This is a genomic window from Candidatus Nitrotoga sp. AM1P (genome assembly GCF_013168275.1).
Lineage (GTDB): Bacteria > Pseudomonadota > Gammaproteobacteria > Burkholderiales > Gallionellaceae > Nitrotoga.
Map to the genome: position 1 here is coordinate 2,171,691 of NZ_AP019547.1, position 20,632 is coordinate 2,192,322.

Consider the following 20,632-nt stretch of genomic DNA (forward strand, 5'->3'; position numbering starts at 1 on the left):
TGTGCGTTAGTGCGCACTGCTTTAAATTTTTAAGTCCTCAATTTTCATGTTTAAGGAAGCCAAAATGAAAACCGACATTCATCCGCAATACGACGAAATTGCAGTTACTTGTAGTTGTGGCAATACTTTTAAAACCAAGTCCACAATGGGTAAACCGCTGCATGTAGAAGTCTGCTCGGACTGTCATCCTTTTTATACCGGCACGCAAAAAATCGTGGATACCGCTGGTCGAGTGGAGAGATTCCGCCAAAAATATGGCAAGTCCGGTGCAAAATCTGCACCATAATGAAACTGAACGATAAGCAGCAATTGAAAGGCAGCGGACGCTGCCTTTTTTGTTTTTAATTTCAAGCAGGGTAGTGGCTACTCGAATGTTTTATAAACCCACACCCGGACAGCGCATCAAAGTCTTGGAATAAGCGCGCAAGTTCATGTTTTTCTATCCGCCGACACAAGAACATCCGATCACGATAACTAAAGCCTGGTTGCTGGCACTGCTGTGTGCAGTGTGGTTAGGCACGGGGTTGGTAGGGCATGACCCGTGGCAGTCAGACGATGCTTATAGTTTCGGGTTGGTCTATCACATCCTGCAAAGCGGCGATTGGCTAGTTCCCACCTTGGTTGGCCAACCCTACATGGACAAGCCACCACTGTTCTATATAACAGCCGCGCTTTTCGCTAAACTATTCTCTCCTTTGCTTGAGCTACATGATGGCGCGCGCCTGGCAAGCGGTTTTTATACCGCTCTTACGCTGTTGTTCATAGGGCTGTCCGGACGCGAACTATTCGGGAGGGCGCGCGGTTGGGCTGCGACGATCATTCTGATCGGTTGTCTCGGCATGTTGGTCCGCTCACATGAGCTCATCACTGATCTGGCCTTGCTCACAGGTTGTGCCATGATGTTGTATGGCTACATTTTAAGTTTGCATCGTACTTTATGGGCAGGCATGCTCATGGGCAGTGGCATCGGCATTGGCTTTATGTCCAAGGGTTTTATCGCTCCCACGCTGTTCGTGCTTATCAGTGCCGCGCTACTGTTATTCCGCACTTGGCGTACACGCTCCTTTCTTTCCAGCTTGGGCATCGCACTGTTGTTTGCGCTGCCCTGGTTAACTGTCTGGCCTTTCTTGTTGTATCAACGTTCGCCAGATCTATTTATGGAATGGATTTGGACGCTTAACATTGGCCACTGGTTTGACTATATTCGAGGTGGCGATTATGCACAGGCGCTATATTACATAAAGATATTGCCTTGGTTCGCCTGGCCTGCTTTGCCATTGGCTGCTTGGGCAGTGTGGGAGGCGCGGAGGAGAGTACTGCATGAAGCAGAATTCCAGCTGTTGCTGGTGAGCTTTTTTGTAATGTTGATTACGTTGAGTGTGGTGCCCAATATTAGGGAAGTGTTCGCGTTGCCTATACTGCTGCCGTTAGTTTTGCTTGCTACTGCAGCTCTTCCCACTCTGCGCCGGGGAGCAGCCAACGCGCTGGATTGGTTCGGCATCATGACTTTCGGTTTTGTCGCCATCTTGATGTGGTGGGGCTGGGCTGGGCTACTACGGGATAACCATGCCAAGATCACTTTGTGGCTGAAAGACTATCAGCCTGGTTTTGAACCAGTGTTTAATGCGACAACATTTTGGGTTGCACTGGTCTTCACCGTACTGTGGGTGCTGCTGGTGTGGCGCGTTGGACGCTCTATGCGTCGCGCTGTGCTTAACTGGGCCAGTGGCGTGACTCTGTTATGGGTGCTTGCCATGACACTATGGCTACCATGGTTGGACAACGGCAAGAGCTATCGTGGCATGGTCGCTTCTCTTAAGCAGGCCATGCCCATACAGTATGGTTGCATTGCGAGCCTGGATGTAGGCGATACCCAGCGCGCCATGTTGCAATATTTGGGAAATATCACCACGCACACTCAAGCACAACTTGATTGTGATCTGCTACTGGTGCATGGAGAACGTGCCGCCAAGCTAGTGAAAGACGAAACAACTTGGGTCGAGCTATGGGAAGGCAACCGCAAGGGCGTTAAATCAAAATCTTTCCGTTTGTATCAACGCATTACACAAAGGCCAGAAATCCCACAGCCATAGTTTCATACCCGCACATTTAAGGTTCATTGACCATATTCACCGCGGCTCCCTCGCAAAGTAGGTCGCCACTTTTAGTAGATCGCGCTTCATCCTGATTTCGGCCAGTTTGCGCTTGATCCGTGCCTATCCCATTTCCAGTCCAGTCAGTGGTTTTTTAATTCTTGTCCAATTCGCCCAGATTGCCTTCAGAAGCGTGCGAAACTTCCTTGTTACTTGCCACAGGTTTCTCAGGATTTGCTGAATTCGAAAAGGCCAGGTCTGCATGGATCGGCTTTTTTCTTTGTACCCCGCTAGATTCCGGCTAGATGTTTGTTAGGATTGAAACATGGACGAATTACCAAGGTTAATCATCATTCGGGGAAATTCCGGCTCTGGAAAGAGCACGCTTGCCGCTGAGCTGCGGCTGTGCACGGGAAGAAAGTGTGCCTTGGTAGGCTAGGACATGCTGCGTCGAGCTGTTCTCAAGGAAAAGGAAATCGAAGGGGACGATAATATCGACCTCATCGAACAAACCGTCAGGTTCGCTCTTGGACGCGGGTACGATGTTGTGCTCGAAGGAATTCTTGCCCGTTCGCGGTACGGCCCAATGCTTGGGAGATTGGCGAACAGCTCTCCTTTCACCTATGCGTATTACGTCGACGTCTCCTTTGAGGAAACGCTATGTCGCCATGCCAGCAAGCCAAATGCCCATGAATTCGGTGAAAAGGAAATGCGCGGGCGGTGGCTTGAAAACGACGTTCTCGACTTCCGGGGCGAAAAGAGTTTCGGTGCCGAGCTGTCGCTCAAGGAAAGTATCGGGCTGATTGTTTCAGAAATCGGGAAACCCCAATGTTCCAGCTCCTGAATTGACGGGGGCTTTTTATTAAATGCCATTTGCGGTACAACGAACTTCTCGTTCTTAAATATGTGCAATGACTGACTGGAGTAAGATTACCTCGCGCGGGAATTCGAAGATCGCATTGCTGCTTGCAGCTGGCGCGGACGGACTAGGCCTGGTTCGTACCACCATTGTGATAGTCGCAACGCTTACCAAATTCTATCGCCAAAAGGAGATTTAAAATGGGGAAGATAGTGACCAGGAGAGAATTCATAATAACAGGCGCAACAGGGCTGGTTGCAATTTACGGGATCAGCGCATGCACTAAAAGTGATAGTCCATCAAGCGCTTCAGAAAGTGTAAAAGTAGAGGCGATCGACCCGCCAGCAGGAGAGGATTTTAAAGATCCTCCTGAAATGCCAAATTTGAGCGCTAACGCGGGGGTTGTGGAGGTTGCATTAGAGGCAAAGACGGCAAAAGTAATGATTAAGGGGGTAAATGTAGACCTTATGACGTACAACGGCTATTTTCCGCAACAAACCATAAGGGTAAAAAGAGGTGACAAATTAAGCATTAATTTCAAAAACTCCCTTCCATTGACGACCGATAAAAACATCCTGGGTTATACGAAAAATATCACCAATATTCACACTCATGGGTGGCATGTGTCTCCATCCGGGAAATCGGATAACGTATTTCTACATATCAATCCAGGTGAAGAGTTCTTATATGAATACGATTTATCTAAACAAGAGGCGGGGACATTGAATTTCCTGCACTCTCATGGCCATGGTCTGGTTACTGAGCAGATGTGGGGGGGCCTTGCAGGATGTGCGCTGGTCGTTGCGGATGAGGTCGATGGACTCTCCGATTTTGAGACTCATATAATATCCTTACATGACATAGACCTCGTGGGAACTAACCCAGCGCCCTACACCCTTGAGGATTATATGAATGGAAAGGAAGGAAATATTGTCATGGTCAACGGCCAGATAAATCCTGTCTTGCCGATCAATCCTGGACAGGTTCAGAGATGGAGAGTGGTGAACGCCAGCACTGCAAGGTTTTATAAACTCAGTCTTGAGAAACACACCATGTATCTGATAGGAACCGATGGAGGGCTTCTTGATAAACCTTATCCATTATCAGAGATCCTCCTTACGCCAGGGGAGAGGATAGACCTTTTGATCAAGGCTGATCAGGGATCAGGCAGTTATAGATTTCTCTCCATGCCCTATGACAGAGGAGGGAATGTGCCTCAGACCATAACGCTCATGACTGCTTCTTATCGCGGAAACACTGTAAAGGACGAAATTCCTGTCACAATTAATTCCCATGCAAAAAAGCTGAATGTGGATACAGCTGCTCTTCGCAGGTCACAGATAGCTCTTTCCATGGGAGTGAATAAGGGGTTAATAAATAACAAGAGCTTTGGAGACGATCCTTTTGTTCATACATCGAAGGTCGGGACCTTCGAGTTATGGGAGATTCAAAATTTCAGCGGCATGGATCATCCGTTTCACCAGCATATAAACCCGGCTCAGATCATTTTCATGAAAGGGGGAGAGAAAGGATATGCATCTTTATATTCCAGTATCCCTGCATGGAAGGACACCATAAACGTACCAAAAGGCGGATCTGTAACCATGCTCGTACCTATCAGGGACTTTTCAGGGCGGACTGTATTTCACTGCCATATCATTGAACACGGGGACTTAGGAATGATGGCGGTATGGGATATTGTTAAATAAATTTATTTTCTGAAAGGACATAAGGGCGCCTTCTATCTGAAAATAAAATCGGTTTGGCAATATGATCATGCTTAATTACTGCAAAACCGCAATGATCTGTCGTAGTGTATGAAAAAACTTGATTACTGCACAGTCTCTTCACAAGTTCGGCATTTAAATGCTGGATTAAACTCTTTCACTTGGTGTAGAAGCTCATCGACTAATTGGTGGGTGCAAAATCAGGATGATTAAACCCATAACGGCCAGATGCATCAGGCCTGCTGGATAACCTTCGAGACCTGCTATGCCTAACATCAATTTGCTCGCCCGTTCCAATTCCGCTGTGTGGCATCCCTGCACACAGATGAAGCACCATGAGACGCTACCGCTAATACCTATCCAGCGTGGGCAAGGCATGTGGCTATATGATTTTGACGGTAACCGCTATCTGGATGCGGTGAGTTCGTGGTGGGTAAATTTGTTCGGGCATTGCAATCCGCGCATTAATGCCGCGATTACCCTTCAGTTAGAGCAGCTAGAGCATGTGATGCTGGCTGGTTTTACTCATGAACCGGTGGTGCAGCTTTCCGAGCGATTGGCGCAGCTGGCCCCTGTCGGTCTGGGCCATTGTTTTTATGCCTCAGACGGCGCATCGGCTATTGAAATTGCGCTAAAAATGAGCGTGCATTATTGGCGCAACTGTGGTCAGCCTCACAAAAGCAATTTTATCAGTCTGCAAAACAGCTATCACGGTGAAACACTGGGCGCATTGTCTGTGACCGATGTGGGAATATTTAAGGATCCATACAGTGCCTTGGTTAAACAGAATGCCACAGTATTAAGCCCTGACTGGCGTAATGCAGAACCAGGAGAGAGTGCACGAGACTATGCTCTACGCTGTGCTGTGCAGCTTGAAACACATTTGCAGCAGCATCATCACAATATTGCCGCTTTTATTATCGAACCGTCAGTGCAGGGGGCTGCGGGCATGGTTATGTATCACCCGGCTTATTTAACTCGTGCGCGCGAGTTATGCGATCAATACGAGGTGCATCTCATTGCCGATGAAATTGCAGTGGGGATGGGACGGACGGGAACGATGTTTGCCTGTGAGCAGGCAGAGAAGCCTCTCAGCCGGGATAGTACAGAGGAGGGTATTTCGCCGGATTTCCTGTGTTTGTCCAAGGGTCTAAGCGGTGGCTATCTGCCACTATCCGTGGTGATGACAACGGATACGATCTATCAGGCATTTTATGCTGATAAAGTGGCGCGTGGCTTTTTACATTCGCATTCCTATACTGGCAATCCGCTGGCCTGTAGCGCGGCATTGGCTACTCTGGAAATATTCAAGCAAGATGATGTCATCGCAACCAACCGCAATAAAGCCGTTTATCTTAACCGCATCGCAGAACCCTTACGTGACCATCCCCGCGTAAAAAATTTCCGTAACACTGGGATGATCTGGGCATTTGAGGTGGATAGCTTGCACGATGATTTCGCGCAACGCTGTTTCAGCCTCGCGCTAGAGCAAGAACTACTACTGAGGCCGATGGGCAATACGATATATTTCATGCCACCCTATATCATCAGCGAAGCTGAAATGGACATGCTGGTTGAACATACACTGGCAATCATCGCGGTGATCATCTGATTAACCAAAGAAAAGAAAAACAAATTTGTTATCCCCGCTTTCGTGGGAACGACGGAGGATAGAGGTATTTATGAAGCTGCTTCACACCTTGCTATTTATTTTTTGTATTCTCCCCAGTACTCACGCAGCCACGCTGCCACCATCAGTGGTGAAAGCGCTACAGCTAGCACATATTCCGCTTGACAGTATCGGTGTTGAGGTACGCGAGGTAAATGCGCGCACGCCGCTCATCAGTGTGAATGCGAAGCAGTCGATGAATCCGGCCTCAACCATGAAGCTGCTCACTACGTACGCCGGGCTGGAGTTGCTAGGCCCTTCATATAGCTGGAAGACCGAGGCATATCTCGACGGCAAGCTGGAACAAGATGTGCTGCACGGCGACCTGATCCTGAAGGGTTACGGCGATCCCAAGTTGACGCTGGAAAAATTATGGCTGTGGCTACATGAGCTGCGTAGTCGCGGTCTGCGTGAAATCCGTGGCGATCTGGTGCTGGATCGTAGTGTATTCCAGCTCGCTCCGCACGATCCCGCGGAATTTGATAATGAGCCGATGCGTCCCTACAACACGGGACCGGACGCGTTGTTGCTTAATTTCAACTCTGTGCGCCTGCGCTTTATTCCAGAGGGCGAAAAAATCAAGATTATCAGCATGCCGGAACTAGCAGGCATTAGGCTGGACAACCGCGTTACAGCAGCAACCGTACTAGTAAATTGCAGCGACTGGAATGATGCGCTGTCCATGCAATTGCAAGGCGATACGCTACGTGTGCAAGGTGTTTTTCCGGCCCAGTGCGGTGAGCGTGAGCGACATGTCAGCCTGCTGTCCCACCCAAGCTATCTGTATGCCGTATTTCGTGTGTTGTGGCAAGAGATGGGGGGCGTGCTGCAGGGTACATTGCGTGAGAGTACAGTTCCAGGTAGTGCGACTCTGTTCGCCACGCACCATTCTGCGCCATTAGCTGAACTGATTCGCGATATTAACAAATTCAGCAACAATGTCATGGCGCGTCAACTTTTTCTAAGTTTGGGCAGGACTGCCGAGACATCCGCCAATGTCACCTACAGCGAGCTAACTATACGCAATTGGCTGACACAAAAAAAACTGTACTTTCCGGAGTTGATACTGGAAAACGGTGCCGGACTTTCGCGTCGAGAACGGATCAGTCCGCGCAGTTTGGCATTGTTATTGAGTAGCGCGCAGCGCAGCCCGTTATCAACGGAATTCGAGGCCTCCTTACCTATCGTTGGGGTTGATGGTACCTTTAAAAAACGCCTCACGGACAGTGAAGCTGCCAACCACGCTCATCTAAAAACGGGTTCGCTGGAAGGCGTGCAAGCCGTTGCCGGTTATGTGCAATCCCGTAGCGGAAAGCAATGGATTTTGGTTTTTTTAATCAACCATCCCAATGCCGCAGCAGGGCAGCAGGCACAAAACGCGCTAATTGAGTGGGTACAACGACGATATTGAAGAAATTTTGATGTAACTTTTTGAATTCCTGATTTGAATTCCCATTAATATTTGAGGGTCGAGATGGTTAGATCAGGAAGAACTGAGAGGGCTAGGTCAAATTGATATTATGCTGGCTGCTATAATCCATATCTTTATTATTTAACTCACACGATCAATATGCATACGCTCATCTGTGGCTCTTTAGCTTACGACAACATCATGGTGTTTAACGACCAGTTCAAAAAACATATTTTGCCTGAGCAAATACACATCCTGAATGTCTCCTTTCTGGTGCCGGAGATGCGTCGGGAGTTTGGTGGCTGTGCAGGGAACATTGCCTATAATTTGAAACTACTCGGTGGCAATCCGCTGATCATGGCGACGGTGGGTGATGATTTCGGCCCTTACACCTTACGTCTGGAAAAATTAGGCTTATCACAACAATACATTCGTCATGTACCGGACAGTTTCACTGGTCAAGCTTTTATCACAACCGATCTGGACGATAATCAGATTACTGCTTTCCATCCTGGTGCGATGGGCTTTTCTGAGCAGAACCATGTATTCGATGCTAAGGATGTCACGCTCGGCATCGTATCACCAGACGGGCGAGCAGGCATGTTGCAGCACGCGCAGGAATTCCATGCGGCGGGCATTCCTTTCGTGTTCGATCCGGGCCAAGGTATGCCGATGTTTAGTAGTGATGAATTATTGAGCTTCGTCAAGCAGGCGGATTATGTGACGGTGAATGACTACGAAGCCAAGCTATTACAGGATAAAACCGGCAAAAAGATTGAGGAACTCAGCAAGCTGACACAGGCTTTTATCATTACCCTCGGTGCACAAGGGTCGCTCATTTATGCAGATGGCAAGGAGGTGCGCATCCCAACGCCTGCGGCTGAGATATTGCTTGACCCCACTGGCTGTGGCGATGCTTATCGTGCAGGTTTGCTGCACGGCATTCAGCAAGGCTGGGATTGGGATACCACCGGACGCCTTGCTTCTTTGCTAGGCTCACTGAAAATCGCCAGTCGCGGCGGGCAGAACCACAAGCCAACGCGCGACGAGCTTTCTACGTTGTTCCAGAAAAGTTTTGGCTATTCCATTAACCTGTAATTTCTTCTGAGTGATCTCGCCTTTTTTGCCGCTTGCGGGAAGAGCAAGCGGCAAAGCTGGCTGAGTGATGTGAACTTTTTAAGTTGATGGTCGTGTCGATGGTGCATCAGCTATTCTATTTGCCCGGTGGTACATAGCCGGAAGGCATTTCCGCGCCATCTCCAAAGAAATGATTTTCCATTTGTTGGGCTAAGTACTTGCGCGCATGAGCTTCTGCAAGATTTAAGCGGTTTTCGTTGACCAGCATGGTCTGGTGTTTGAGCCATGCGGCCCAAGCGTCTTTCGAAACCTGTTCGAAAATGCGTTGCCCCAACGCGCCAGGGTATGGCGCGCGCTCCAGTCCTTCTGCTTCGTGGCCTAATTTGATGCACTGCACCATTCTTGTCATTTTTAAGTTCTCCGATTATTTGGTTTCGTGTTCCAATTTTGACATCAATCACCAACACCCGCAAAGATTCAATTTCATTCCATATACAATTTGATCATAAATTTTTCAGAAATACTTTGGAGCGGCGCTGATAGTTGTAAAGCATTTTTTTCTGCGTAGGCAATTGCCCGACGTCCGTTTCTTTGAATCCCCGTTCAATAAACCAGTGAGCAGTGCGCGTAGTCAGCACAAATAATTTGTGTAAACCTTGTGCTTGGGCCTCGGCCAAAACATGCTTAAGCAGGATGTCGCCGTAACCTTGTTTGCGGTAGTTGGTTTGCACAGCGAGACAGGCGAGCTCGGCGGTTCGCTCTTCGGCAAAGGGATACAATGCGGCGCAGCCGATGATGCGGTGGTCATGTTCCAGCACCACGAAGTGCCCAATTTCACGTTCCAGTCGCTCCCGGCCACGTCGTACCAGTACGCCTTCAGCTTCCAATGGTTGCAGTAGTTGCAAAATGCCGCCTACATCATTAATAGTGGCATCACGTAAAGTGTTGAGCGTGCTTTCCACCACCATGCTGCCGATACCGATATCACTGAACAGTTCTTGTAAAATGGCACCGTCAATATGGCGGCTGATCAGGTGCGTGCGTGCTACGCCTGCTTCGCAGGCATGCACAGCGCATGGCAGGAACAGAGATATATCTTCTGACAACTTGCCTTTTTCGGACAAGATGGTATTGGCATCGGCGATGGTTAATTCACGCAGTAAATTGCCGTGTTTATCCTGTACACCGTCCATTTCCATCAAAAAAATCAGTTTATCTGCGTCAAGCGCAATAGCGGTCCGTGTTGCTACCTCTTCCAGAGTAAGGTTAAACACCTCGCCGGTAGGCGAATAACCAAGCGGTGAAAGTAAAACGACTTCATTGTGCTCAAGACGATCTTTGATCGCTATCACATCTACTTTACGCACGCTGCCAGTATGCAGTAAATCCACACCATGAATTACGCCCATTGGCTGGGCGGTGATAAAGTTGCCGCCCGCAACGCGAATATCAGCGTTAGCCATGGGCGAATTTGCCAAGCCCATCGACAGCAGAGCCTCGATTTCTACTCGCACGCGACCTACTGCTTCTTTTACGCATTGCATGGTTTCTGAATTGGTTAGGCGGATACCATGGTGGTAGTGATCTTCAAGATTGTTGCGCAATAAATGACGTTCGATTTGTGGACGAGCGCCATGTATTAATACGAGGCGTACTCCGAGGCTGGAAAGTAGGTTAAGGTCGTGGGTCAGCTCAATGAATTTACCATCAGCTACTACTTCACCGCCGAACGCGACCACGAAAGTGCGGCCACGAAAGGCGTTGATGTAAGGCGCAACCGAACGAAACCAGGCAACGAATTCGGTGGGAGGCACGGGGCTGTATGGCATGTATGTTTCTTTGCTAACGGATTGATAATGGTATGGATTCAGTCGTTTTACGAATGATCTTAAGGTCGATTGGGTATGTTATGGCTCCATTCATAGTTATATTTATGTTTATGTTGGGTTGTTCATAACATTGCTGGTGTGTTGCATAGAATAGATGCGGCTTATTAAGTTTAGTCGGTGCATTCATTGATTTTTGAAAGGTATCATGGGCTTCAGCTACCCAATAACCGGGTTTTTCATAGCAGTAGAATCGTGAAAACATTGTTGATCGACATTGCTATTACACATGATCATACCAATATGATTATTGCGTATGTCGATAGGCGGGAAAGTTGATCAAGCAGATTTTTTAAAGTGCGATTTTAAATCCAATCGGATTTTGCTCTATTTCCCCCGATAACTTTGCTCGCTTGTTGATTGCGGGTGGGTATGTTTTACAGTAGCAGCTGCGTCACGAGGGCTGCCAGATATTGTACTGCTAAGGATCAGCTCAAAACCGTTATTTTCTTGTTGTTCAAGATTCCCCCCACAGGTCAAACTTTAAAAATTAATGGTAAAGAATGTTCAGTCATAATTTTGATTACTGGTGCGCCCGGCGGGAGTCGAACCCACGACCCTTGGCTTCGGAAACCAATACTCTATCCAGCTGAGCTACGGGCGCTTCTGCAAGATTGCAGTATAACGTACCCATGCTTATCGTGCACACTGTAGCAATTGCTAATGTGATATTAAGCTTGGGAAAATGAAGTGTTTCTATCTGAAGCGATCCCGGAAGTCAAAATTGCTAAAAAACTTGCGTAATATAAATTGGCAGTGATAAAATTCGTCAGTCTAGAAAGGCCATGAACACAATAAGTTTTTTAACCAAAGCAGTATTGGAGAGGAGGAGAAGTTATGTTTGAGAATGTGACTACCGGCCAAGTTCTTTTGATGTATGTATGTATTTTTGGATTTATTTTCGGTATGGCCGCAATCTTATGTAAAAAGAATTCTTAAAAAACAAGGCTAAATAATACTGTGGATAGCGGGAATGTTGTTTTTGGATGTCTTCCGAGAACAATGGTGTGTCTTTCATGGCGGTTAAAAGAGCAGCAACTTGTAAAGTTGTTAGGGAAAGATTAAATTGAAGAATTTCAAGAAATAAGGGGGGGAAATGCGCAAATCTACATCCATGTTGTCGTCATGGCTTGCAATAATAGCTATCACTGTACTAGTATCAGGAACGGCCGCTTCTGCGGAAGCTGGAAAAATTAGCGCGAATCCTGCTAACGGTAAGACCATCTTTACCCAAGGAAAAGGGGATGTTCCTGCTTGCCTGACCTGTCATGGTGAAAATGCATTAGGTATTGATGCCATGGGCGCACCCCGCTTAGCCAATATTGGTTATGTTTATATAGTTAAACAACTTACTAATTTTGCTGCAGACAAGCGAGTACCCTCTGGACTAGGCGCGGTAATGAACGGATTTGCCAAGGCATTGAGCGAGCAAGACCGCCGTGATGTGGCTGCATTTGTGGATAGTTTGCCCAGAAAATTTGAGCCGTCTGATTTGAAAGCTCTTAAAGCAGAGGGACAGCAGATTGGTCAGCCATATTTAGGGAAACTTCTGGTTCATAGTGGGGTAAAAGGTAAGGTGGCCTCTTGTTATTCATGCCATGGATTTAATGGTCGCGGTGCTGACCCTATGTTTCCGGCAATTGGCAATCAAAAGTATGTATATTTGGTCAATCAATTGAAAAGTTGGCGTGATGGCACAAGGAATAATGACCCTGTAGTTGGAGGGGTTCCAATGATGCAAGCGGTGGCGAAAACACTTACAGATGACGACATTTATAATGTTGCTGCATATCTGGCTACTGCTCAGCCAGTTAACGTACGAGACGGCCTTCTTATTGATAATCAAACCGTTTTGAAAGAAGTTTTAGCTCGGTAGCAGTCTTTAGCTATTGAATTAGCTTTAGTTTGTAAATTCCCTGCGTCGAGATTCTAGACGCGGGGAATTTGTTTATTGGAAAAGCATATTAAGCAGTCGGAGGTAATTCAGCATGGCAATTAGCAATATGAAGCTTGGAGAAAAATTGCTATTTGGGGGTTTTGCACTGATTTTCATTATGGCTTTTGCTAGTTGGTTGGTGCTAGAGGTTGTCAGATCACGTTTGGATAAGCCGATGTACCCAGTACTCCAGTATGAATTCTCCACAAAAGGTATGCGCGGGTCAGAATTATTTCGTACAGCGGGATGCACTATTTGTCACCGTGCAATGCGTAACGGTACAAATATGGGGTTGGTTCTCGACGGTATCGGTTCCAAGCGTACCCTTGAATACCTTAACAAGTTTCTAACAGACCCTGAAGCATCTTATCCTGGAGCGACGATGGATCATGGCCCTCTTAAAGGAGCTGCTTTCGTAGCGAAATTGCCGTCTGCGGATTTGCAGGCGATCGCTATGTTTCTTTCCGAGTTACGAGCCAATCCAGGGTCTAATGCGTCGCGACTTCCTCCTGTGGGAGGAGAGTCTAAGTTTATTGATGAGATGGTTAGGATGTGGGCGCCAGATAGCTGGAAATCTGATTATAAGGATGTACGTGAAGAAGTGAAATGAAAAGCGAAAGAGAATTAGTATGATGCAGGAACTAAATGAGCCTTGGACTCAGGATAAAGAATATACTAAATATACATTGTGGTTTATTTATGCGTGCATTATTTACAGCATAATTGGTTTTTCTTGGGGAGCGTTGATGGGCGGGGTTCCCACCTTTAGGCACTTTATTAATAGCGGGATACCCGGCCACAGGATCGTTTTAGGGCATACCCATATTAATTTGCTGGGATGGGTGGAAATGGCTATTTTTGGCGCTGTATATTATCTTATTCCAAGGTTGGTGCGGCGTTCCATCTACAGTCTGCGTTTGGTCAAGATCCATTTCTGGATGCATAACCTTGGTTTGTTGGGGGTCGTGGTTTTCTTCAGCTCTGCGGGGCTGATTGGTATTTTTATTGAGGACGACGGAGAGTCGGTGGCATCACGCTTCATGTCACTCGCAGGAATGTTCGGTAGCGTGGTTTTACTGGCTAACATTATCTGGGGATATAATATATACCGTACTTGTAACGGATGGGACCGATCCAAGTGAGCAAAAGAATATTATGGCTGCTCGTTGTTTCTTGCTTTGTTTGTGGTTGCGGCGAACAGTTTTCTGCATGGAGCATGAGTGGAGCTTCAATGGGAATGTTGCAGAAGGGTATGCTAGCGCCAAGTTTGCCCACCAAAACGTTGGTAGATGTCGGCGGGGACATGAGCAAAATGACGACATATCGTCAGCCAGATGCGCGCATGTACCAATACTCTTTGGATAAAGCATTGGCGCTCAATAAACCTATCGTCTTGGAGTTTGCCACACCAGGCCATTGCACTGTGTGCGATGGTCAATTGCAAATAATGAAAGCGTTATTGGAAAAATATCAAACTCAGGTACTTTTTTTGCATATGGATCAATACCAAAATCCGCAAGCATTCAAGGCATATCGTGTGATGGGTGATCCTTGGACTTTCTTTATAGATGATAAAGGTGTCGTTAGCGGTGTTCAGCCAGGACGCATGTTGCATGGCGAAATGGAAGCGGGAATTAAAAAGATCCTCAGGGTGGGAACAGAAAGTCACGCGGGTTGATCTAGTATGAGCGATACGCGTTTCAATTTAGTTCAAGACCGCAAAGGCATGATGTGGGATTTACTGTTGTATGTTCCTACAGTGGTGGCTTTACTGTCAATGGTGCTTAAATTTTGGTATGGTGGAGATGTCAGTTTGGCATATTTGTTTTCGTTTCTGGCCAGTTTCTTTTTTATCGCTGGCGCCAACCGCATATTGAAAACCCGGTTAATGTTACTACCTACTGCGCCTATCGCAATTGAAATAGGTAAGCAGGGAATTCAAATTATTATGCGCAATGGAGAGCAAGTGGGGTTGGTGAAAGACTTGCGAATATACGCGGATTACTCAGGCCGTTCATTCGGTCTGGCGGGACTGAATAGATTAGATGAACGCTTGCAATTTGTATTTCATAAAGGACAGTTTTCCAATTTAGAAGCTTACCAAGCAATTCAGGAAATGCTCAAATTAGCTAGCAGTCCGTCGGATTTTCCCCCAATTAAAAAATAAAAAACCGACCAATCACCATTAGAAATAGCGCAATTAATATTGTTATAAAAAATACGTTGAATATTTTTATAAATTGCTTCAAGCGGATCAAATGAACATGCACTACCCGTTTGCCATCGATACGGCAGAGCATCACTAAGCGTGGTTTATCGTTGAGCAGGAGCAAGTTTAAGCACCGAAGCAAGCTGGATAAGCGTGAGGTAAAAGCAAAAAGCGATTATAAACCTTACGGCAACCAGCCTCTTTCGCCAGAAGCGAATGTGTAAAGCAAGATCAAATCACCCCCATCGATGAAAATCACGCATGTTCTGTATTATCTTTATGAAATATATCGCAGTTAGAATTGCTTAGAAGAACTGATGGAGAATACAAGTAAGGTGCGTGGACAGAGCAAAATATGCTAACGGCAGGTACAGTGTGGGCTGCACTGGTTACCTATGTGTTTATGTTAGCTGCGTTTCGATACGCTAAGCAACGTACATTTCATGTACTGATAATGACTTCCGTAATCTTGTTTGATTTGGGGATGCCGATTTATCTCTATCTTTATAAGGATTGGTATCGGCGTTTGATTGTGGAAAACGAATTGACTTCATTTTTAGTGTGGATACATTTCATGATGCTCGTGATGATGTATGCGTTATATGTAATGCAAGTTAAAACCGCTCTGTGTTTGCTGCGTAGTGATAACAGCGTGCGCATCGATCACCGTGCACAAGGTAAGGCACTGTTGCTGGTGCGTGCCTTGGTTATTTTTACAGGTGCCCTACTTGTAGAGTCCTAGTCCTTGCTAAGTGACAATCAGCGTGTCATTGGCAAGTGTTCAGGGCAGCTTTCCTATCGCATATTAACACTACCGTCCTCTATCTTTATTTTCCCAAGCTGGGTGAGCAATACGGAACGTCGTGAGGCAGCGGACGTTCCTGAAAATATTTTATCGCGACCAAATTCGAGATTGCAGTGAAGCAGAGCTGCTATGTCATCGCAGTAGGTGTGTCCATGGACGTGGTATTGGCGGAAGAAGCCGGATAGTAATGAAAATCTTCTTTGCGGGGAGACATTGCGGCGCCCAATCTTCTAGTATGGGCACTGGGGGCAGTACCGTCTAAATTTGAGTATGGTACGACATACGCTCAACGGGATTGAGTCAGGGGCCCGTTATGAATCGGTGGTGGCATTGCCACCATACAACCAGCTACTCGGTAGGTTGTTAGTATCTCAAGCTGTGTGTGAAATTGCTATTTAAGGCCCTTGCGGCGTTTTGCTACATCCCAAGCCATAAATCCTATAGCCACTACACCAATGATACAAGTGATTATAATTAGCAAGTACTCAGTTTTCTTGCTAACCAAGCCACCAACCAGCATATGTACAGCATAGCTCATGATGAATAGAGAACTAAGAGCGACAATCAAATAAATTATAATTTCTTGAATTAGCTTATTCATATTGTTAAATTAAACTTTTCTCTAATTGTGGGATGAGTCGACTAAATCCGGCTAGGCTTAAATTCTCGACGTCGTAAGAATTGTCAGAAAATTATTTCTGGAAGGTCACATCATTCGCACATAATTTATTAATTGGCGGATTCAACACTGAAGTGCAACTTTTGTAAGTGAATTTAAGTGGCGAGCTGCGTTAATATCGGAGCCACTTAAACGACCAAGTAAAAGGAGCACAGATGAAGCAATATAAGCAACTCACCAGCGGACAACGATATCAGATTTACGGATTGAAACAAGCGGGTTTGAATCAAACTCGGATTGCCGAAAAGATGGGCGGGGACAAGTCGACGATTTCACGAGAGTTCAGGCGAAACAAAGGTCAACGTGGCTGGCGGCTAAAGCAGGCGCAATCATTACGTGATGAGCGCCGGCAAACCTGTATCAATGGCAAGCAATTCTCATCGGAGAGCTGGGCGGAAGTCGAGAGGTTGATCCGGGAAGATTTCAGCCCAGAACAAGCCGCCAATCGGCTTGAATTGGAAGGCGAACTGCAGATCAGCCATGAGGCGATCTACCGACATGTCACCGCAGACAAACGTGATGGAGGTGACCTGCACCAACATTTGCGAAGCCAGAAACCACGCCGCAAGCGATATGCGAGCGGGCAAGAGCGGCGAGACATGATCAAGAACCGTGTCAGCATTAATGAACGTCCGGAAATCGTGGGCCAAAAGACGCGCATGGGAGATTGGGAGGGGGAACCGTCATCGGCAAGAACCACAAAGGTGGACTGGTTACCCTGGCTGAAAGGAAGTCGCGCTATGTGTTGACGGGGCACATACGCAGCAAACATGCCGAGGGTGTATTCCATTTTTAATTCAATAAAGCATTAATAATCCATTCCCAAGCCACAATGGACTTGACCATTGGCGCATTGTTCTCGAAGGTAGCAGGGCCACTTCGAGTTGATCCTCCAGAGTGCATCAAGACTATCGAAGACGCGGTTATGGAAGTGCTTCTCACGCAATTCATCCCACACATGTTCGACTGGATTGAGCTCAGGCGCATAAGGTGGCAAAGGTAACAGTTTCATGCTCTGTGGTAGTTTGAGTAACCGACTGGCGTGCCAGCCGGTGCCATCGAGCACCATTACGATTTTGTCGCTGGGGTGGCGCGCGCCCACCTCATCGAGAAACAACTGCATACAGGCGGTATTGACGTATGGCAAGATCAAAGAATCGAGCTCTCCACTTTTGACCTCCACTGCCGCGTAGGCGTAGGTGTACTCGTGGGTCAGCATCGCTTGGCATAGTGGTCGTACGGGCTTGGGAGCCCAACACCGACGCACGTCGTTGATGCACCCAAAACGCGCCTCGTCTTGAAACATCAGTCAGATCGGTTCGTTTTTGGCCCAGTCCTGACGGATTTCGGCGAGTGTTTGGGGGAGTTTTTTTCCAGTCTGCCTGGGCTACAGGATTGCTTTACGGATGCCTTTTGTCAGGTGCAAGTTTGCGCCAGTTGTGCCGATGCAGTCATTTGTACACCGATGACAGCGCCATCTTCCGCCCCAGCGCTATTTCGAGTTGGGGCTTGATCTGGCTGACCATCAAAATACCGCCCATACGGGCAGACTCCAGGAACGGTTTGAGCAGTTCGGCTTCGCGCTCAAGGGTGAAGTGCTCTCTGTGTCGCCCTCCGCGCACCGACTTGCCTTTATTGCCTACGGCTCCGCCCTCAATGAACTGGTTGCGCAAACGGCACGCCCAACCTTTGGACAATCCGATGGTCTGTGCTGTTTGCTCCAGACTCATGCCGTATTGAAGGGGCAAGACCACTGCCTGTGCTTGTCGTAACGGTTCAATCGTCGTCGCTGAAGCAATGGCTTGGGGTGCGATAGCAAGTACATCCTGGCCTCGCGGTGGTCGTGACATGAATTACCTCCCCCGTTTATTCGATCAGGTAATTTTGCACTATTGATGTATAAATTGAATAACGGCCGTGACAACGAGTTTGCTGAGCCCCCATAAAGACCAATGCCACACCATTACATTCGATAACGGCAACGAGTTTGCGGGACATGCACGCATCGCAGTAGAACTACAGACTGCGATCTACTTCGCGCACCCCTACCGTTCCTGGGAGCGAGGTCTGAACGAGAACAGTAATGGGTTATTGCGGCAGTACTTCTCCAAGGGCATGGCGTTGACTGACGTTACCGAGGAGCAAGTGCAGCGAGCGGTAGAACGACTCAACCACCGGCCACGCAAAGTGCTGGGTTTCAGATCACCGCATGAAGTACTATTTGGGGTAGAGGTGCGCTACACCAAGCCAACATCAGTTGTTGCACTTCGAACTTGAATCCGCCATTATTATTTTAGGTTGGTTGGTGTATTTATTTTTTTGAAATGTAAAAGCACTCCGCCGGGTTGTAATGCGATAGTTTCAATGAGTCCTCCACCAGAAATAGATAGATTCCGGGCAAGTGCTGTATTGCTGGCGTGCCGTGGATTGAATAATAAGTGGGTAATACTATGCAGCATGGTGAGCTGAGTTTGCGGATCCCTCGCCGCTGGAGGTAACGGCAAAGTATCACATTTACATGCGATCATGGTACGGCTTGGCCATTGACTGGCAACACGTAAAGGAACAGGATTTGTACCGCTTGTGTCCTCTTCGGCGATTTTACGGTTATTTTCAGCTTCTCCAACAAGAAAATGAATCAGTTTATCCTCGTCAGATAGGATGCCGGACTGTCGAATTTCGTAGTGGGTTTTATCCGCCCGCATAAAGACTGTGGAAAGAATGATAATACATAGCAAAATCAAGCCACGTTGCTGTATAAATCCTTCGCCCGCACGAACTTGTCGCGATTGTAATAATAAAGGAATTCCAAAATATAAAATAAGACTTAACGCAATTGTAGCCCAAGCGGAATCACTGGTTGTAATTCCTAGCGTCAACCCAATAAGAAAAGTGCGTCCAGTAAAGTCTGACCATAGGTTGCGGTATTGTTTGATTATGACGATTACGAGCCCCGCAACCATGAGTCCTCCCGCTATCCAGCTGACAGCGGATAACCCACTTTCAAAAGATGATCCAAGTATAGAAATAGTAAGGTTTTTAATAGGATTTTTAAACCATTCGACGTAATTCCAGCCTCTCAAGATAAGTAAAGTAAAGAGAGCAACAAAACTTATACCGATAAAAAAATATTTCTGTTGTTTTTGATCTAAGGGATCTTTGTACCATGACCAAAGCAGTGATAATGGGTAAGCTAGGCCAATGGGATGCAAACTTACGCTGAAGGCGCTGACCAGTAATTGGGAAAAATACCAACCACCACCCGGGCTAGGATTTGCTCGATATTCCGCATTCAGCCAGCTGCCTAATGCAAATGCTGGCAACAAATAAATGCCGGGAGAAAGTGTATCAATTTGTTCCAGCATCAATGGCGATATAATTAGTAAGCCACTGGCAATTAAAGCACTTTCAGCATTTACATTGCGCCGGTTCCATAAATAAAGTAACCAAATAGCAAATGCTAGTAAGAGAGTAGTGAAAATTTTGGCTGCAAAAACATTGCCTGTCCAAAGAAACGCCACAGGTAAAAACAACAATGCGCGTAAATCGGGTGCGCCAAAAGTTACAACTGAAGCTGCCACTTGATCAGCGATTGACCATACCAATAAAAGAGATTTGGCCGAGCCCTCATCTAAATTGTAAAGGTCTTGGCGCAACAAAAAAAGAATCGCTGCCCCCCATAATGACAACGAAAGATATCCCCAGTAACGAAGAGGGATACGCGACAGGAAGTTATTAATGTTCATGATCAATATTATTGTTTGGTTTAAGTGTGCTATGCCTTGACAAGGTTAAGCGTAGGGTTTTATTATACCACTGCATTTTTATATCACTGGATTTAGTAATTACTGGTATCTACACTATTTTTTTACCAGAAGGAATTCGGTTGCAGCGTAAATTTGCTTGAAAACATCCGAGTTCCGCTTAAAAATTAGTAAACAATCTAAATATTTTAGAAAAACCGGGGAGGAAATATATAATGCAGAGAAAGTCAATACCATCTAGATCCTTTTGGATTATTATAGTTGCGGGATTTGTAACGGGCATGGGTAATGGTAGCGTGTTCGGAGCTGCCCTTATGTGCTGGATGGGGCGTGGAGGATTCGCAGATTGGGGTGGAGTGGGTGCTGGTTCATATATACCGACAACATTTAATGGCTTTATGAGTTTCTGTATGTTTGTATTTGGCTTTGCGTTTACTTTAATGTTGGCGCTTGCTTTAAAGCGTCACGATACGGTCGAGAATTCCCGTCATGCTTAAGATTGGAGCTCGCTTGCGAA

19 protein-coding genes, 1 tRNA gene and 2 pseudogenes are annotated in these 20,632 nt (G+C 46.8%); 16 read left to right on the forward strand and 6 right to left on the reverse strand.

The features are described 5' to 3' along the window. Positions 1-64: 64 nt before the first annotated feature. From rpmE to W01_RS09805, 8 genes are all read left to right on the forward strand, one after another. Entirely contained in the window at positions 65-286 is a 222-nt protein-coding gene (gene rpmE, locus W01_RS09770) for a 50S ribosomal protein L31 (RefSeq protein ID WP_173054240.1), read from the forward strand. A 145-nt stretch (positions 287-431) separates the two neighbouring features. Continuing rightward, positions 432-2,093, forward strand: a complete 1,662-nt coding sequence (locus W01_RS09775) for an ArnT family glycosyltransferase (RefSeq protein WP_173054242.1) — start codon at positions 432-434, stop codon at positions 2,091-2,093. A 442-nt stretch (positions 2,094-2,535) separates the two neighbouring features. Continuing rightward, complete coding sequence (locus W01_RS09780; protein ID WP_173054244.1) at positions 2,536-2,937, forward strand: kinase; 402 nt, start codon at positions 2,536-2,538, stop codon at positions 2,935-2,937. Positions 2,938-3,004: 67 nt separating this feature from the next. Next, the gene (locus W01_RS09785) at positions 3,005-3,151 is read left to right on the forward strand and encodes a hypothetical protein (RefSeq protein ID WP_173054246.1); all 147 of its coding nucleotides are present in this window, start codon (positions 3,005-3,007) and stop codon (positions 3,149-3,151) included. Between the two features lies 1 nt (position 3,152). Continuing rightward, the gene (locus tag W01_RS09790; protein ID WP_173054248.1) at positions 3,153-4,661 is read left to right on the forward strand and encodes a multicopper oxidase family protein; all 1,509 of its coding nucleotides are present in this window, start codon (positions 3,153-3,155) and stop codon (positions 4,659-4,661) included. A gap of 283 nt (positions 4,662-4,944) precedes the next feature. Next, a complete protein-coding gene (gene bioA, locus W01_RS09795) occupies positions 4,945-6,291 on the forward strand; it encodes an adenosylmethionine--8-amino-7-oxononanoate transaminase (RefSeq protein WP_173054250.1) in 1,347 nt (448 codons plus the stop codon). A 70-nt stretch (positions 6,292-6,361) separates the two neighbouring features. Beyond that, entirely contained in the window at positions 6,362-7,759 is a 1,398-nt protein-coding gene (gene dacB / locus W01_RS09800) for a D-alanyl-D-alanine carboxypeptidase/D-alanyl-D-alanine endopeptidase (protein WP_173054252.1), read from the forward strand. Positions 7,760-7,918: 159 nt separating this feature from the next. Further along, a complete protein-coding gene (locus W01_RS09805; RefSeq protein ID WP_173054254.1) occupies positions 7,919-8,857 on the forward strand; it encodes a carbohydrate kinase family protein in 939 nt (312 codons plus the stop codon). A 115-nt stretch (positions 8,858-8,972) separates the two neighbouring features. Here W01_RS09805 and W01_RS09810 read toward each other — a convergent pair whose 3' ends face one another. The 3 genes from W01_RS09810 to W01_RS09820 all read right to left on the reverse strand — a co-directional run bounded on the left by W01_RS09810 (position 8,973) and on the right by W01_RS09820 (position 11,326). Then, a complete protein-coding gene (locus W01_RS09810; protein ID WP_173054256.1) occupies positions 8,973-9,245 on the reverse strand; it encodes an oxidative damage protection protein in 273 nt (90 codons plus the stop codon). Positions 9,246-9,339: 94 nt separating this feature from the next. Then, positions 9,340-10,665, reverse strand: coding sequence for an amino-acid N-acetyltransferase (argA, locus tag W01_RS09815; RefSeq protein WP_173054258.1), 1,326 nt, complete (start codon positions 10,663-10,665; stop codon positions 9,340-9,342). 584 nt (positions 10,666-11,249) lie between these two features. Further along, positions 11,250-11,326 (reverse strand) — tRNA-Arg (locus tag W01_RS09820). 492 nt (positions 11,327-11,818) lie between these two features. On the opposite strand from W01_RS09820, the gene W01_RS09825 reads away from it, so the two are divergent. The 7 genes and pseudogenes from W01_RS09825 to W01_RS09855 form a co-directional block, all read left to right on the forward strand. Next, positions 11,819-12,598, forward strand: a complete 780-nt coding sequence (locus W01_RS09825) for a c-type cytochrome (protein ID WP_173054260.1) — start codon at positions 11,819-11,821, stop codon at positions 12,596-12,598. A gap of 112 nt (positions 12,599-12,710) precedes the next feature. Next, positions 12,711-13,268 carry a c-type cytochrome gene (locus tag W01_RS09830; RefSeq protein WP_173054262.1) on the forward strand — a complete coding sequence of 186 codons (558 nt, stop codon included), beginning with the start codon at positions 12,711-12,713 and terminating at the stop codon, positions 13,266-13,268. 19 nt (positions 13,269-13,287) lie between these two features. Then, entirely contained in the window at positions 13,288-13,800 is a 513-nt protein-coding gene (locus W01_RS09835) for a cbb3-type cytochrome c oxidase subunit I (RefSeq protein ID WP_198421277.1), read from the forward strand. A gap of 89 nt (positions 13,801-13,889) precedes the next feature. Then, a complete protein-coding gene (locus W01_RS09840) occupies positions 13,890-14,336 on the forward strand; it encodes a TlpA family protein disulfide reductase (RefSeq protein ID WP_198421278.1) in 447 nt (148 codons plus the stop codon). Positions 14,337-14,342: 6 nt separating this feature from the next. Next, positions 14,343-14,825: a hypothetical protein gene (locus tag W01_RS09845; RefSeq protein WP_173054266.1), complete on the forward strand. Its 483-nt coding sequence runs from the start codon at positions 14,343-14,345 to the stop codon at positions 14,823-14,825. 397 nt (positions 14,826-15,222) lie between these two features. Further along, on the forward strand, positions 15,223-15,609 hold the full coding sequence (locus W01_RS09850; protein ID WP_173054268.1) for a hypothetical protein: 387 nt from the start codon (positions 15,223-15,225) through the stop codon (positions 15,607-15,609). Positions 15,610-16,506: 897 nt separating this feature from the next. Continuing rightward, positions 16,507-17,135: pseudogene (locus W01_RS09855) on the forward strand (IS30 family transposase); the annotation flags it as partial. A gap of 24 nt (positions 17,136-17,159) precedes the next feature. Here the strand turns inward: W01_RS09855 and W01_RS13935 are convergent. Together W01_RS13935 and W01_RS09865 are read right to left on the reverse strand one after the other, a co-directional pair. After that, a complete protein-coding gene (locus tag W01_RS13935; protein WP_198421279.1) occupies positions 17,160-17,657 on the reverse strand; it encodes an IS630 family transposase in 498 nt (165 codons plus the stop codon). A 145-nt stretch (positions 17,658-17,802) separates the two neighbouring features. Beyond that, entirely contained in the window at positions 17,803-18,201 is a 399-nt protein-coding gene (locus W01_RS09865; RefSeq protein WP_173054272.1) for a helix-turn-helix domain-containing protein, read from the reverse strand. 76 nt (positions 18,202-18,277) lie between these two features. Between W01_RS09865 and W01_RS09870 the strand changes: the two are divergent. After that, positions 18,278-18,628, forward strand: a pseudogene (locus W01_RS09870) (IS30 family transposase); the annotation flags it as partial. Positions 18,629-18,639: 11 nt separating this feature from the next. On the opposite strand, the gene W01_RS09875 reads toward W01_RS09870, so the two are convergent. Further along, on the reverse strand, positions 18,640-20,097 hold the full coding sequence (locus W01_RS09875; protein WP_173054276.1) for a hypothetical protein: 1,458 nt from the start codon (positions 20,095-20,097) through the stop codon (positions 18,640-18,642). Positions 20,098-20,632: the final 535 nt, after the last annotated feature.